Below are 14,795 nucleotides of genomic sequence, written 5' to 3'. Positions count from 1 at the left end.
CAGGGCGCATACTCGCGAACGTGACGGAGTTTGCACGCTACATCGCCGAAGAGATCGCCACCGACCACGTCGACGGATTGTTGTCACGGCGCGAAGCGTTGCGCCGGCTCGGTCTGCTGGGTCTGGGTGCCGGTGCCGCGAGCGCGTTGATCGCCGCGTGCGGGGCGGGCGGCAAGAAGTCACCGACAGCGGCGACGACGGGCACGCAGGCGGTCACGTCGGCACCACCGGGGATGGATCACGCGCTGCCCACGCAACCGGTGACGTGGGCGGGGCCGTCCGGGTCGCTGCAGGGCGCGTGGGCCGCGGCGACGACACCTCGGGGCGGCGTGCTGGTGATCCACGAGAACAAGGGGCTCAACGATTGGGTGCGGTCGGTGGCGGGGCGGTTCGCGGGCGCCGGGTACTCCGCGCTGGCGATCGACCTGCTGTCCGAGGAAGGCGGCACAGGACGGTTCAGCGACCCGGCGCAGGCGACGGCCACGCTGGGCAACGTGCCGCCGGCGCGGTTCGTGGCTGACCTGAAGTCCGGGGTGGCCGAGCTGCAGCGGCGGGTCGGCGGTTTGAAGGTGGCCACGGTCGGCTTCTGCTTCGGCGGCGGGATGGTGTGGCAGCTGCTGGCGTCAGGCGAGCCCGCGCTGTCGGCCGCGGTGCCGTTCTACGGGCCACTGCCCGACAATCCGGACTTCTCGCGCTCCAAGGCTGCGGTGCTGGCGATCTATGGCGCGCAGGACAACCGGGTGACGGCGTCGAAAGACGCTGCGGTGGCGGCGCTCAATCGCGCCGGGCTGGTCAACGAGGTTGTCGTCGAGCCGGACGCGGACCATGCGTTCTTCAACGACACCGGTCCGCGTTACAACCCGGCGGCCGCCGCCAACGCATGGAGCCGCGTGCTGGACTGGTTCGGGCGTTACGTCAGCTCGTAGGGCGGTGCCCCGACCCCGACGATCGAATAGCCGCCCCACGGCGTCTTCTCGGTGATCCGGGCGTCGGCTTGTCGTGTCGCGGTGGCGATCGTCAGGGGCCGGTGGGGCAGTTCGGCGGTGCCGAAAATCATTCCCTGCCAATGGAATCTGCCGTCGATCGGGTCCAGGCGACCGGCCAGCCTGACGCGCACCCGGTGGGTCTGGTCGTCGACGGTCACGGTGGCGGGGCCGTCGTAGACCTCACGGCTTTCGTGGTTGACGTCGAAAGCTCTGTGCGGCAGCGTTTTTCGCGCACGTTGTGCGTACTGCTGTTGGGCGCTGCGACGTACCTCGATCCGGGTACCGTCGTGGTTCTGCAGGAGCTTCACGCATGCGTCGATGCAGTCCCGCTGCTGCGCGGTGTCCGCAGCGTCGGGTCCGTCGAGCAGGAAGTAGTTGGGGAAGCCGTGTACAGCGACGCCGAGGTACGCGGTGGCGGCGTCATGCCACGCCTGCTGGATGGTCAGCCCGCTGGCGCCCACCAGCGCGTCGTCGGGCACATTCGTCGCGAGGTGACATGCAGTGGCGAAGACGACGGCGTCGACGCTGTGGTGGACGCCGTCGGTGGTGCGGATTCCGGCCGGCGTGACGGCTTCGAGGGGTTGGCTGACGTGGCGCGGCTGCGTGACGTCACGGCGACGGAACAACCGCCGCTTGACGTTTCGCGTCTGCCAGGTGGGTGGGCAGTCGAACAGTGTGACGTCGGCGCCCTGGAGGCGGGGGACGATGTGCGCGGCGCGTGCGCCGATCACCGCGATGCGCCGTCCGATCGGGTCGAAGTCGGCAGGCCACTGCGTCCAATGGAACGACAGCCCACGAAAGCCATTGTCCGGCAGAGTCGTCTGGTGCAGCTTTCGGCGGACGTCGACGACCACGTGCGCTCGTCGCTCGTCGCCGCTGCTGGTGCGCACCAGCCAGCTGTCGGTGGCGTCGTCGAACCGCGCCGCGACAACGTCGTCGGCTTCGAGCACCCCGATCACAGGAACTTCGTGCGCTTCCACAACCGCCGCGCGATCGGACCCATCAGGCCGACCTCGTCGAGAAACGCTGCCAGCGGGGCGAATCCGGCCCGCTGCGCCTCGTGGTAGTGCGGGTTGGCGCGCGCCGTCTTGCGGGCCGCGCGACCGTCGAGTCCGGCGCGGTTGTAGGGGACCGGGTTGGTGAACAGGTAGCGGAAGACCACCCCGCCGAGGCCGTTGATGTTGGCTACCCACAACCTGCGCAGCCTGGGCATCTCCGCGACCCGCTTGCGCACACCGTCGCGCGCGAACTGGATGTGGCGCGCTTCCTCGGTGACGTGAATCCGCATGAGCCGCTGCACCATTGGCTGCAATTCGGGGTCGTCCATCATCTGGCGCTGCAGCGAGTCGAAGATCTCCTCGCCGATCAGCGCGGCAACCCACATGAACGCGCCGCGGAACGCCAGCGGCAGCGAGTTGATGATCCAGCGCTGATAGCGTCGCGGCTGCACCGGGCGGGCGCCCACACGTTCGATCGCCTTGCCGAACATCACCATGTGGCGGGTCTCGTCGCCGAGCTCGGTCAGCGCGTAGTGAGTGGAGTTGGCGGTAGGGTCGCGGTGCAGCACGTGGCGCAGCAGAGACTGGTTGAGCATGTTCTCGAACCAGATGCCCGCCGACAATGTGTTGACGAACTCCTGGCGGGACAGTTCGATCTGCTGCGGGCGGGTCATCGCGTCCCACATCGGGGTGCCGTAGAGCGAGACGACCTTGGGCGGCAGGTAGAACTTGTCAGGGTCCAGGGGCGCGTCCCAGTCGATGTCGACCACCGGCTCGTAGCTTTTCTTCACTGAGCCTTTGAGGAGTCGTTCTGAGAACTCTTCGCGGGTTGTCGACTTGGTCGGGGTAGTCACCGTTGACGTCCCTTCGGTCAGGGTCTGCTCGTTCGACGCTAGGTCGGCGTCCGCGCTTAAGTCAATACCCCGGGTACCGGATACTTGGGGTACTACGTCGGGTCGTAGCAGTTACCCTTGCGGCATGACCCGCCGCATCCACGTCATCGGCATCGGTGCTGGCGATCCGGAATACGTTACGGTGCAAGCGATTTCGGCGCTCAATGACACCGACGTGTTCTTCGTGATGGACAAGGGGGACGCGAAGAGCGACCTGGTGGCGTGGCGGCGCGCGATCTGCGAGCGGTTCATCCACCCGTCGCGGTCCTACCGGTTCGTCGAGCTGCCCGATCCACCCCGCGCCCGCGACGGCGACTACGCGGCCGCGGTGAGCGACTGGCACGCGGCCCGAGCACAGCTGTGGGCCGACGCGATAACCGGTGCGCTGACGCCGTGCGAGGTCGGGGCCTTCTTGGCGTGGGGTGACCCAGCTCTGTACGACAGCACGCTGCGGATCCTCGACGCCGTCGCGGCACGGGTCGACATCAAATACGACGTGATACCTGGTATCACCGCGATCCAGGCCCTCACCGCCCGACACCGCTTGCCGCTCAACGACATTGGCGAACCGGTGCTGCTGACCACCGGCCGCAAGCTCGACCCGGGGTTCTCGGGCACCGCCGTCGTCATGCTCGACGGCGACTGCGCATTCCGGAAATGCCCGGCTGCCACCCGCATTTGGTGGGGTGCGTACCTGGGCACCGAGCACGAGCTGCTGGCATCGGGCACGGTCGGTGACGTCGGCGACCAGATCGTCGCAATGCGCGCCGACGCCAGGGCACGCCGCGGCTGGATCATGGACACGTACCTGTTGCGCTCGGCAACGTGAGACGTTCGTGACAGGATCGGCCGCATGGCAGCATTTTTCCTGCGTGCCGCGCTGACCGGCTTGGCACTGTGGGTGGTCACGCTCATGCTGCGACCAGCACTGGACTTCGTCGGCGGCGACACGACGCTGCAGAAGGCGGGCATCGTCTTCGTCGTCGCGGTGATCTTCGGGGCGGTCAACGCGGTGATCAAGCCCGTCGTGCAGATCCTGTCGATACCGCTCTACATCGTGACGCTGGGGCTGATCCACGTCGTGATCAACGCGCTGATGTTGTGGATCACCGCATGGATCACCAAGAACACCACCGGCTGGGGACTGTTCATCGATCACTTCTGGTGGACCGCGATCTGGGCGGCGATTCTGCTGTCGATCGTCAGCTGGGTGCTGGGACTGGCGACACGCAACGTCGGACGCGCCCGCGACTGACCGGCACACTGGACACATGCCCGAATTGCCCGAGGTGGAAGCACTCGCCGACCACCTGCGTCGCCACGCCGTCGGACTGACCGTCGGGCGCATCGATGTGTCGGCGTTCTCGGTGCTCAAGACCTTCGACCCCCCGCTCACCGCGCTGCACGGCCAGACCGTGACAGGCGCGAACCGGTGGGGCAAATACCTCGGCCTGCAAGCCGGCGGGCTCCACCTGATCACCCATCTGTCGCGTGCCGGGTGGCTGCGGTGGTCCGACAAACTGGCGACCGCGCCGCTGAAACCCGGCAAGGGGCCGATCGCGCTGCGGGTACATCTCGGCCCGCCGGGCTCGCCGGGCTCGGGCTTCGACCTCACCGAGGCCGGCACCCAGAAACGCCTGGCGGTGTGGCTGGTCGCCGACCCCGCCAAGGTGCCCGGCATCGCCACGCTGGGCCCGGATGCGCTGGAGCTCTCGCCCGAGCAGCTAGCTGCTGTGCTGGCCGGCAACAGCGGCCGGCTCAAAACCGTGCTGACCGACCAGAAGGTGATCGCCGGGATCGGTAACGCCTACAGCGACGAAATCCTGCACACGGCCAAGCTCTCGCCGTTCGCGACGGCCGCCAAGCTGACACCCGAGCAGGTGTCGGAACTGCACGACGCGATGATGTCGGTGCTGACCGACGCGGTGCAGCGCTCCGTCGGCCAGCAGGCAGCGACGCTGAAGGGCGAAAAGCGTTCAGGCTTGAGGGTTCATGCCCGCACCGGCTTGCCATGTCCGGTGTGCGGTGACACTGTGCGGGAAGTGTCGTTCGCCGACAAGTCGTTTCAGTACTGCCCCACCTGCCAGACCGGCGGCAAGGTGCTGGCCGACCGGAGACTGTCGCGCCTGCTGAAATAGGCTGTCCGGGTGACCCGCCAGAAGATCCTCATCACCGGAGCCAGCTCGGGGCTGGGCGCCGGCATGGCGCGCGAGTTCGCCGCCAAGGGCCGCGACCTCGCGCTGTGCGCCCGTCGCACCGACCGTCTCGACGAGCTGAAAGCCGAGCTGACCGACCGCCACCCGAACGTCAAGGTGGCCGTCGCCGAGCTCGACGTCAACGACCACGAGCAGGTGCCCAAGGTGTTCGCGGCGCTGTCCGACGAGCTCGGCGGCGTCGACCGGGTGATCGTCAACGCCGGGATCGGCAAGGGCTGGCCGCTGGGTGAAGGCAAGCTCTGGGCCAACAAGGCGACGATCGAGACCAACCTCGTGTCGGCGCTCGTGCAGATCGAAACTGCGCTGGAGATGTTCAAGAACTCCGGCTCCGGTCATCTGGTGCTGATCTCGTCGGTGCTCGCCAACAAGGGCGTGCCCGGCGTCAAAGCGGCGTATGCGGCGAGCAAGGCGGGGCTGTCGTCACTGGGGGAGTCGCTGCGGGCCCAATACGTCGACGGGCCGATCGCGGTGACCGTGATCGAGCCGGGCTACATCGAATCCGAGATGACTGCCAAGTCGGCCTCCACGATGCTGATGGTGGACAACAAGACCGGTGTGCGGGCGATCGTCGACGCGATCGAACGCGAACGTGGCCGGGCTATCGTGCCCAGCTGGCCGTGGCTGCCACTGGTGCAGTTGCTCAAGGTGCTGCCACCGCGGTTCGCGAGGCGATTCGCATGAGCCGCCGCGCCGCCGTCGCATGCGCCGGCGCGCTCACCGCGCTGGGGGTGGCGGCCTGTGGCGCCGGCGACCGGCACGTGGACACCAGCGCCGCACCGGGCGCGGCACCCACGACTGCGGGTACCTCTGCGGCCGCCGCCCCGGCGCCGGCCGGGCCGGCAGCCGGATTCGCCGATGTGGTCGAGCAGGTCAGCCCCAGCGTCGTGACGGTGCAGACCGACGGCGGCGAGGGCAGCGGAGTGGTGTTGCGGCCAGACGTCGTGGTGACCAACGCCCACGTCGTCGGCAACGCCCGCGATGTCACGCTCAGCTTCGCCGACGGCGCGCAGGCCCGCGGCGCCGTGCTGGCCCTCGACGTCGTGACCGACCTGGCGGTGATCCGATCCGAGCGCTCGGGTCTGCCGGTACCGCAGTTTCGGGCGGAGCTGCCGCGGCCTGGCGAATGGGCAGTGGTGATCGGCAGTCCGCTGGGATTCCAGAATTCGGTGACCGCGGGCGTCATCTCGGGCCTGCACCGCGACATTCCGGGCTCCGCGGCGCAGACGTCGTCGCTGGTCGACCTGATCCAGACCGACGCACCGATCTCTCCGGGCAACTCAGGTGGCGCGCTGCTGGATGCCAACGGGCGCGTCGTCGGCATCAACGAGGCTTACATCCCGCCGGCCGTCGGCGCGGTGTCGCTGGGTTTTGCCATCCCGACGTCGACCGCGATGGACATCGCAAATCAGTTGCTGGACAAGGGAAGAGCCAGCCACCCGTTCCTGGGCGTCAGCATCGGCCAGCTGACGCCCGCGATCCAACAGCGCCTGGGTGTGCAGGTGGACCACGGCGCGTTGGTCACCGCGGTCGACCGTGGATCACCGGCCGCTGCCGCCGGCTTGCGGCCCGGCGACGTGATCGTCGAGTTCGACGGCAAGCCGGTCGACACTGTCGAGGATCTGCTGGCCGGACTGCGGCGCACGCAACCTGGTGCCCAAGCCGAGGTCGAGTTCATGCGAGGCAATGACCGCCAGCAGGCGACCGTGACCGTCGGCTCCCGCTAGGACTACGGGACGCGGCCGCGTTCGCCGCGGTAGCGCCGCACCAGCGCGTCGGTGGAGCTGTCGGACTGCCGAGGCGGCGACGCGTCCCCGGTGATCACCGGCAGCAAGGCCTTGGCCTGCGTCTTGCCCAGCTCCACGCCCCACTGGTCGAACGAGTCGATGCCCCAGATGACGCCCTCCGTGAACACGATGTGCTCGTACAGTGCGATCAGCTGCCCCACCACCGACGGGGTCAGCGCAGTCGCCAGGATCGTCGTCGACGGTCGGTTGCCCGGCATCACCTTGTGCGGCACCACATCTGGTGGCGTGCCTTCGGCAGCGATCTCCGATGCGGTCTTGCCGAACGCCAGCACCTGCGTCTGCGCGAAGAAGTTGCTCATCAACAGGTCGTGCATGCTGCCGCGGCCGTCGGCTGTGGCCAAATCGTCTGTGGGCCTGCTGAATCCGATGAAGTCGGCGGGAATCAGCCGCGTACCCTGATGCAGCAGTTGGTAGAACGCGTGCTGGCCGTTGGTTCCCGGCTCGCCCCAGAAGATCTCGCCCGTCGAACATGTCACCGGTGAACCGTCGATGCGCACCGACTTGCCGTTGGACTCCATGGTCAGCTGCTGCAGGTAGGCGGGAAAGCGTGCCAGATCGTTGGAGTAGGGCAGCACCGCACGGGTCTCGGCGCCGAAGAAGTTGTTGTACCAGATGCCCAGAAGACCAAGCAGCACAGGCGCATTCGCGTCCAGCGGTGCCGTCTTGAAATGTGTGTCCACCGCGTGGAACCCGGCGAGGAACTCCGCGAACCGCGACCGCCCGATGACGGCCATCAACGACAGCCCGATCGCCGAGTCCACCGAATACCGGCCGCCGACCCAGTCCCAGAACCCGAACATGTTGTCGGTGTTGATCCCGAAGTCGTCGACGAGCTTGCGGTTCGTCGACACCGCGACGAAGTGCTTGGCGACGGCTGCATCCCCCAGCGCGTCCGTCAGCCACCGCCGCGCTGCTGTCGCGTTGGTCAACGTCTCCAACGTCGAAAACGTCTTGGACGCAACGATGAACAACGTCTTGGCCGGGTCCAGATCGGCCAACACCGCCACCAGATCGGCCGGGTCGACATTGGAGACGAACCGCGCCGAGATCCCCGCGTCGGCGTAATGCCGCAGCGCCTGGGACACCATCACCGGCCCCAGGTCCGACCCGCCGATGCCGATGTTGACGACAGTCGTGATCCGCTCACCCGTCGCACCGGTCCACTCGCCGCTGCGCAGCCGATCGGTGAAATCGCCCATCCGGTCAAGCACCTCGTGCACGTCGGCGACGACGTCGCGTCCGTCGACGGTCAGCGACGCGCCCCGGGGCAGCCGCAGCGCGGTGTGCAGCACCGCGCGGTCCTCGGAGGTGTTGATGTGCACGCCGGCGAACATGTCGTCGCGGCGCCGCTCCAGACCCGCTGCCCGGGCCAGATCGACGAGCAGTGACAGCGTCTGGCGAGTGACCCGGTGCTTGCTGTAGTCGACGTACAGGTCGCCGACGCTGACGGTCAGCTCGCGCCCGCGGTCGGGATCCTCGGCGAAGAATTCCCGAAGGTGCTTGGTGGCGATCTGATCGTGGTGGCGCTGCAGCGCGCTCCACGCGGATGACGCAGTGATGTCGGCAATTTCGGCGGCCATGGATCAGACCCTAGTAGCTTGCGGTAGTGCGCTTCCGACCTCCGACGAGACCGTCGCGAACCCCGCCGCCCGGCGGATCGCCGCAAATTCGGCCCTCATCGCGTCGGTGGCTTCGTGCGTGTCGGTGAACGTCTGGTCGTCGGCGAGCACCGAGATGTTCAGTTGCTCGACGTAGCTCCACACCGTGATGTTCACCGCCGCGCCCGCGGCGATCGGGCCGACGGAGTAGATCTCGGTGACCACCGCGCCCGCAATGCTGCCCCGCTGCCGCGGCCCTCGCACGTTCGAAACCACCAGGTTCAGCAGCGAATTCGGCGCCTCCCGCTTCGAGAGCCAGCGGAACGTCTCGATCACCGCGGCGGGCGGCACGTACTCCAGCCAACGACCCACAGTGCTGGGACCGAGCAGCTGATGGTTCTCTTTGGCGACACCGGCGGCCGCCGCGGTCAGCCGCACCCGTTGCAGCGGATCGTCGACGTGCACCGGCAGCGACACCAGCATCGTGCTCAACGCATTGCCCGTGATGCGGTCCGGCGACGTGTCGATCGCCGCCGGAACCGAAGCCACCAGCGGCGCGTCGGCGTGGCCGTCGTAGCGCAGCAACAATTCGCGCAGTGCGCCCGCGGCCGTCGCCAGCACCAGGTCGTTGAGCGTGATGCCCAGACTCTTGCTCGTCTCCTTGGCCTCCGACAGCGAAAGTGTCGCGCTCGCAAAGGTTCTCACCGGCGAGACCTTGTGATTCATGAATGTCGGCGGTGGGCGTCGAGCCAGCTCGGGATTGCGCCGGCGCTGGCGGGTGCGCCGCCGAAGCCGGTATACGCCCGCCACCCCGTCGCGAGCCACCGACGGCAACTGCCGCAGTTGGCCGACGTGGTCGCGCATCGCCGCGCGAATCAGCTCCGCCGCCGACGGAACCGCGGCCGGGCCGGGCGGCGGCGCGTCGTCCCCGGCGGAATCCGGCCACTCCATTCCCCGCGCCATCAGATTCGCCGACGCCACGCCGTCGGCCAGCGCGTGGTGCACCTTGCCGATCACCGCCACGCGCCGGCCCGCCAACCCGTCGGCGTAGTACATCTCCCACAGCGGGCGGCGACGGTCCAGGGCAGTGCTGGCGATCTCGCCGATCACTTCGTCGAGCTCCCGACGGCCACCCGGCGCCGGCACCCGCACGTGGCGCAGGTGGTAGTCGAGGTCGACAGCAGCGTCCTGTAGCCACATCGGGCGGTGCAGGTGAAACGGGATGTCGACGAGTTGATAGCGCAGCGGTTCCAACGCGCTCAGCCGCTGCCGGAAGACCTCACGGAACGCCTCGAACGTCGGCTCGCCCTCGAAGGAAGCGGTGTCGACCACGGCAACCTTGAGCGTGTGCTGGTGCACGTTGGGTGTCTCGCTGTAGAGCATCAACGCGTCCCAGCCGCTGAGTCGCTTCACGCGCTGAGAGCTGTGGCCCGTCGGTGCACGGATTCGATCGCCGCCCGCAGTCCCGGCCCGAACTTGTGTGGCGCAAGCGTGCAGCGCGCGTGGCCGGCGTCGACGGGCACCATGTGGGCGCCGGGGATCTGCTCGGCCAGCGCCTGCTGGCGCCGCGGCGAGAACACCCGGTCGCGCATCGTGACCACCACCGCGGTGGGCACGTCGATGTCGGCGACCCAGGGCCGCGAGTCGAACCTGACGAGCTCGGCGACCGACCGGGCGATTGCGGCCGGGCTGGTGCTGCGGAACTGGTCCAAGATCCACTGGTGGTCGCCGCGCACCGGCTCGTCAGCGCACACCGCCGAGGTGCACCGCTGCGGCAGCGGGGTGAACGCGTCGATCAGCGCCGCGAAGATCCCCGTCGCCAGCCGCTCATAGCTTGCCCGCGACACCGACGCCGTGGCCGCGCACAGCACCAGCCCGTCCACCCGCTCGCGGTGCCGCTTCCACACCAGCTGCGCGACCATCGAGCCCATCGAGTAGCCGACCGGCACGAAGCTGCGCACGCCCAACGCGTCGGCGATCGCGGCGACGTCGTCGGCGCAGTCCTCGAGCAGAAATCGCGGCGACGAGATGCCTTGGCCGTGGCCGCGCTGGTCGAAGACCACGACCCGGCCGAACGGGCGGATGACGTCGAGCACCGGGCACCACGTCATCAGCCCGGTGCACGCCAGCGAATGCAGCAGCACATAGGTCGGCCCGTCGGATGGGCCCGAGTCCACCACGTAGGTGCTGCCGCGCCCGGGCAGGTCGACCAATCGGCCCGACGGGACCTCGTCGACCGTTGCCAACCCGGGAATGTTGGGTAGCCGGGGCATGTCGCGATTACAGCACGCGCCAGTGCGCCTGGCCGGTCAAAGGAGTAAATGTCTGACTATGGATACCGACAAGCTGCTGTCGTCCGTGCCCACCGGCGTGTGGATCGGCGGTGAGGAACGCAAGGCAGCCAACACCTTCGATGTGAAAGACCCCTCCGACGACCACGTGCTGGTCTCCGTCGCCGACGCCACCGCCGACGACGCCAAAGCCGCCCTCGATGCCGCCGCGGGCGTGCAAGCCGACTGGGCCGCCACGCCGCCGCGCGAGCGCGGCGAGATTCTGCGTGCGGTGTTCGAGGCGATCACCGCCCGCGCCGACGACTTCGCCACGCTGATGACCCTCGAGATGGGCAAGACCCTGCCGGAGAGCAAGAACGAGGTCACCTACGGCGCCGAGTTCTTCCGCTGGTTCGCCGAAGAGGCCGTCCGCTATCACGGCCGCTACGCGCCCAGCCCGGCCGGCACCGGCCGCATCCTGGTGACCAAACAGCCCGTCGGCCCGTGTTACGCGATCACCCCGTGGAACTTCCCGCTCGCGATGGGCACCCGCAAGATCGGGCCGGCAATGGCCGCCGGGTGCACGATGATCGTCAAGCCCGCGCAGGAGACCCCGCTGACCATGCTGCTGCTGGCCAAGCTAATGGACGAGGCGGGACTGCCCAAGGGTGTGCTGTCGGTGCTGCCGACCACCGACGCGAAGTCGGTGACAGGTGCGCTGATCGACGACGGCCGGCTGCGCAAGCTGACGTTCACCGGCTCGACGGGCGTGGGCAAGGCGCTGGTGAAGCAGGGCGCTGACAAGCTGCTGCGGATGTCGATGGAACTCGGCGGCAACGCGCCGTTCGTGGTGTTCGACGACGCCGACGTCGACGCGGCCGTGGAGGGCGCGCTGCTGGCGAAGATGCGCAACGGCGGGGAGGCCTGCACCGCGGCCAACCGGTTCCATGTCGCCAACGCGGTCCGCGAGGAGTTCACCGAGAAGCTCGTCAAACGGATGAGCGAGTTCACGCTGGGCAACGGCCTGGACTCGTCGGCGTCGCTGGGCCCGTTGATCAACGCCGACCAGCGGCAGAAGGTCGAAGAGCTGGTCGACGATGCCGTGAAGCGCGGTGCGACGGTCGCAGTCGGCGGCAAGGCCCCGGACGGGCCCGGCCACTTCTACCCGGCGACGGTGCTCACCGACGTGCCCCCCGACGCGCGCATTCTGCATGAAGAGGTGTTCGGCCCCGTCGCGCCGATCACCGGGTTCGACACCGAGGAAGAGGGCATCGCCGCGGCCAACAACACCGAATACGGCCTCACCGCGTACATCTACACCAAGTCGCTGGACCGGGCGCTGCGCGTGTCGGAGGCCATCGAATCCGGCATGGTGGGGGTGAACCGCGGCGTGATCTCTGATGCGGCCGCGCCGTTCGGCGGCGTCAAGGAATCGGGCTTCGGCCGTGAAGGCGGATTCGAAGGCATCGAGGAGTACCTGGAAACCAAGTACATCGCGCTGACGAAGTAGCCCCGCCGCCGGCCGGCGGCAAGAGGCGGCGTTGCGCAACCGGGCGCGGGGGCCTTGCGGACCTAAGCTCTTCTCGGTGAAACAGCCCCGTCGACGCGCCGGTATCCCCGCGCTGGACGGCGTCCGTGCGATCGCCGTCGCGCTGGTTTTGCTCAGCCACGGTGGCATTCCCGGCGTGGCCGGCGGATTCGTCGGCGTCGACGTGTTCTTCGTGCTGTCCGGCTTTCTGATCACGTCGCTGCTGCTCGACGAACTCGACTTCACCGGCCGCATCGACCTGCCCGCCTTCTGGCGCCGCCGCGCCAAACGCCTGCTGCCTGCGCTGGTGCTGATGGTGCTCGCGGTGGCGGCGGTCGGCGCGATGTTCCCGGCCGACGCCGTCGCGCGGTTGCGTGACGACGCCGTCGCCGCGTTCGTGTGGGTGGCCAACTGGAGCTTCATCGCCCGCCGCACCGACTACTTCACCGAAGGCGGCACACCGTCGCCGCTGCAGCACACGTGGTCGCTGGGCGTCGAGGAGCAGTACTACATCGTCTGGCCGCTGTTGCTGCTGGGCGTGGCGGCCCTGGTGGCCGCGCTGGCCCGCAAACGCCGGCGGCTGGTCATGCAGAACACCGTCCACCTAACGGTGTTCGTGCTCGCCGTCGCGGGTGCGATCGCGTCGGCCGCCGCGTCGGTCGTCATGGCCTCCGACGAGGCGCTCAACCGCGTCTACTTCGGCACCGACACCCGAGCCCAGGCCCTGCTCATCGGCGCCGCCGCGTCGGCGCTGCTGGTGCGAAACTGGCCGGCACTGACGGGCGGTCATTTCGCCATCCGGTCGCGGTCGGCGCGCTGGGTTGCCCGGGTGCTGCCGGTGCTGGGGCTGGCCGGGCTGGCGGTGGCCGTGCACACGGCCACCGGAACCGTCGGCGACTTCCGGCACGGCATGCTGCTGCTGGTCGCCGTCGCGGCTGTGGCCGTGATCGCGCCGGTCGCGCTGGACCAGCAGGGGGCGGTCGCACGGCTGCTTTCGGTCAAGCCCCTGGTGTGGCTCGGCGCGATCTCCTACGGCGTGTACCTGTGGCACTGGCCGGTGTTTCTGCTGCTCAACGGCGAGCGCACTGGCTGGTCGGGCGCAGGGCTGTTCGCGTTGCGGTGCGCGGTCACAGTGGCGTTGGCGTACGTGTCGTGGCGGTTGGTGGAGCAGCCGGTCCGGCGCTGGCGTCCGGTGCGGGTGCCGCTGCTGGCGCTGGCCGGTGCGACGGTCGCGTCGGCGATCGCGCTGACGGTCGTGGTGGTGCCGGCGTCGGTGCTGCCCTCGCAGAACGACGTGTCGACCGCCGCGGCTGTGCAGTCACCGCTGGAGCGGCCGGTGGTGGTGGCGCGTCAGCAGGCCGCTGACCGCGGGCGGGTGGTGTCGGTGTTCGGCGACTCGGTCGGCTGGACGCTGATGCGCTATCTGCCGCCGACTCCGGGGTTCACGTTCGTCAACCACACGCTCGTCGGCTGCGGCATCGTGCGGGGCGGACCGTTCCGTTACTCGGCCGAGTCCGGCAACCCGAAGCCGGAATGCGAATCCTGGCCGAGCAGATGGGGCGGCCAGGTCGCCGTGGACAAGCCCGACGTGGTGCTGCTGGTGGTGGGGCGCTGGGAGACGATCGACCGGATGCACGACGGGCGCTGGACCCACGTCGGCGACCCGGCTTTCGACGCGTACCTGACGGGGGAGTTGCGTCAGGCGTTGACGGTGCTCGGGTCGACGGGCGCGCGGGTGGTGGTCACCACCGAGCCGTACAACCGGCGAGCCGAGAAAGCGGACGGCAGCCTGTATCCCGAGGATCAGCCCAACCGGATCGACAGCTGGAATGCCTTGGTGCGCAACGTAGTTGGGCAGTTCCCGAATGCGCGGGTGCTGGATCTGAACAAGAAGCTGAGTCCGGGCGGCTACTACACCACGAAGGTCGACGGCATCAGGATGCGTAGCGACGGGGTGCACCCGACCGCGGAGGCGGTGAAGTGGCTGACGCCGTGGCTGCTCGACGCTCTGGCGCCGAGGTAGCTCGGTGCTAGCGCCCCAGCCGTCCCCGGCCCAGCCGCAGCAACAGCATCGCCAGCTCACGGCCTTCGGGGCCGAGCTCGCTGTAGCGGGCGATCACCTTCATCTCGCGGCTGTGCACCAGGCGGGTGCCGCCGTGGGCCATCCGGGCTCGGCCGATCTCGCGCGAAACCTCGGTGCGACGTTTCACCGCGGCCAGGATTTCGGCGTCGAGCTGGTCGATTTCATGACGCAGCTCGTCGATCTCCGGCGTCATTTCGATGTCGATCGTCATAGTTACTCCCCTCCCCCTTATTGCTGCCAGTTTGCTCTTGTTTGCGGATCACTTCCTTCTCCGGCCCCCCGCAAGAGCCGAGCCCCGGGACCCGCAAGTGCGACTTCGGGGCTCTGAAGTGCGGTTATGTTCTTGGCACCCCTGAGGTATACCCATAGCAAAACCGCCGCCTGTAGAGCATGTGTCGAGTGTGCCACGAACTCGCCA

General features: G+C 68.5%; 14 protein-coding genes and 1 pseudogene. 9 read left to right on the top strand and 6 right to left on the bottom strand.

All coding sequences use genetic code 11. From position 1 onward, the window contains the following. Positions 1–20 precede the first annotated feature (20 nt). Positions 21–926 (top strand): dienelactone hydrolase family protein, encoded by a 906-nt coding sequence (locus AC5Y4N_RS01930; protein WP_499906549.1) that lies wholly within the window; start codon positions 21–23, stop codon positions 924–926. Here AC5Y4N_RS01930 and AC5Y4N_RS01925 read toward each other — a convergent pair. Together AC5Y4N_RS01925 and AC5Y4N_RS01920 are read right to left on the bottom strand one after the other, a co-directional pair. After that, positions 911–1,945, bottom strand: a complete 1,035-nt coding sequence (locus tag AC5Y4N_RS01925; RefSeq protein WP_499906547.1) for a DUF4873 domain-containing protein — start codon at positions 1,943–1,945, stop codon at positions 911–913. The two genes, AC5Y4N_RS01930 and AC5Y4N_RS01925, sit on opposite strands and share 16 nt — an antisense overlap. After that, positions 1,942–2,838: an AurF N-oxygenase family protein gene (locus tag AC5Y4N_RS01920; protein WP_499906545.1), complete on the bottom strand. Its 897-nt coding sequence runs from the start codon at positions 2,836–2,838 to the stop codon at positions 1,942–1,944. Before AC5Y4N_RS01920 ends, AC5Y4N_RS01925 begins: the two co-directional genes overlap by 4 nt. Before the next feature lie 124 nt (positions 2,839–2,962). Here AC5Y4N_RS01920 and cobF point away from each other — a divergent pair, with 124 nt between their 5' ends. The 6 genes and pseudogenes from cobF to AC5Y4N_RS01890 all read left to right on the top strand — a co-directional run bounded on the left by cobF (position 2,963) and on the right by AC5Y4N_RS01890 (position 6,817). Then, positions 2,963–3,706, top strand: coding sequence for a precorrin-6A synthase (deacetylating) (gene cobF / locus AC5Y4N_RS01915; RefSeq protein ID WP_499906543.1), 744 nt, complete (start codon positions 2,963–2,965; stop codon positions 3,704–3,706). Positions 3,707–3,730: 24 nt separating this feature from the next. Continuing rightward, a complete protein-coding gene (locus tag AC5Y4N_RS01910) occupies positions 3,731–4,132 on the top strand; it encodes a phage holin family protein (RefSeq protein ID WP_499906540.1) in 402 nt (133 codons plus the stop codon). Between the two features lie 16 nt (positions 4,133–4,148). After that, a pseudogene (locus AC5Y4N_RS01905) lies at positions 4,149–4,391 on the top strand (DNA-formamidopyrimidine glycosylase family protein); the annotation flags it as partial. 156 nt (positions 4,392–4,547) lie between these two features. Then, a complete protein-coding gene (locus AC5Y4N_RS01900) occupies positions 4,548–5,015 on the top strand; it encodes a zinc finger domain-containing protein (RefSeq protein ID WP_499907444.1) in 468 nt (155 codons plus the stop codon). A gap of 9 nt (positions 5,016–5,024) precedes the next feature. After that, positions 5,025–5,774, top strand: a complete 750-nt coding sequence (locus AC5Y4N_RS01895; protein ID WP_499906538.1) for an SDR family oxidoreductase — start codon at positions 5,025–5,027, stop codon at positions 5,772–5,774. Then, positions 5,771–6,817 (top strand): S1C family serine protease, encoded by a 1,047-nt coding sequence (locus tag AC5Y4N_RS01890; protein ID WP_499906536.1) that lies wholly within the window; start codon positions 5,771–5,773, stop codon positions 6,815–6,817. Before AC5Y4N_RS01895 ends, AC5Y4N_RS01890 begins: the two co-directional genes overlap by 4 nt. 2 nt (positions 6,818–6,819) lie before the next feature. Here the strand turns inward: AC5Y4N_RS01890 and pgi are convergent, their stop codons facing one another. Genes pgi through AC5Y4N_RS01875 form a run of 3 tightly spaced genes read right to left on the bottom strand, consistent with a single transcriptional unit; the run spans position 6,820 to position 10,769 of the window. Next, complete coding sequence (pgi, locus tag AC5Y4N_RS01885; protein ID WP_499906534.1) at positions 6,820–8,478, bottom strand: glucose-6-phosphate isomerase; 1,659 nt, start codon at positions 8,476–8,478, stop codon at positions 6,820–6,822. Positions 8,479–8,481: 3 nt separating this feature from the next. Beyond that, positions 8,482–9,909: a WS/DGAT/MGAT family O-acyltransferase gene (locus AC5Y4N_RS01880; protein ID WP_499906532.1), complete on the bottom strand. Its 1,428-nt coding sequence runs from the start codon at positions 9,907–9,909 to the stop codon at positions 8,482–8,484. Continuing rightward, entirely contained in the window at positions 9,906–10,769 is an 864-nt protein-coding gene (locus AC5Y4N_RS01875; protein ID WP_499906530.1) for an alpha/beta fold hydrolase, read from the bottom strand. The genes AC5Y4N_RS01880 and AC5Y4N_RS01875 overlap by 4 nt, the downstream gene beginning before the upstream one ends. Before the next feature lie 58 nt (positions 10,770–10,827). On the opposite strand from AC5Y4N_RS01875, the gene AC5Y4N_RS01870 reads away from it, so the two are divergent. Next, the gene (locus tag AC5Y4N_RS01870) at positions 10,828–12,276 is read left to right on the top strand and encodes an NAD-dependent succinate-semialdehyde dehydrogenase (protein WP_499906527.1); all 1,449 of its coding nucleotides are present in this window, start codon (positions 10,828–10,830) and stop codon (positions 12,274–12,276) included. Between the two features lie 76 nt (positions 12,277–12,352). After that, positions 12,353–14,317, top strand: a complete 1,965-nt coding sequence (locus tag AC5Y4N_RS01865; RefSeq protein WP_499906525.1) for an acyltransferase family protein — start codon at positions 12,353–12,355, stop codon at positions 14,315–14,317. Positions 14,318–14,324: 7 nt separating this feature from the next. On the opposite strand, the gene AC5Y4N_RS01860 is transcribed toward AC5Y4N_RS01865, so the two are convergent. Further along, complete coding sequence (locus AC5Y4N_RS01860) at positions 14,325–14,588, bottom strand: chorismate mutase (protein ID WP_499906523.1); 264 nt, start codon at positions 14,586–14,588, stop codon at positions 14,325–14,327. Positions 14,589–14,795 lie beyond the last annotated feature (207 nt).

It is taken from the genome of Mycobacterium sp. NGS19 (genome assembly GCF_059813155.1).
This window is presented reverse-complemented; position numbering and strand designations above follow the sequence as displayed.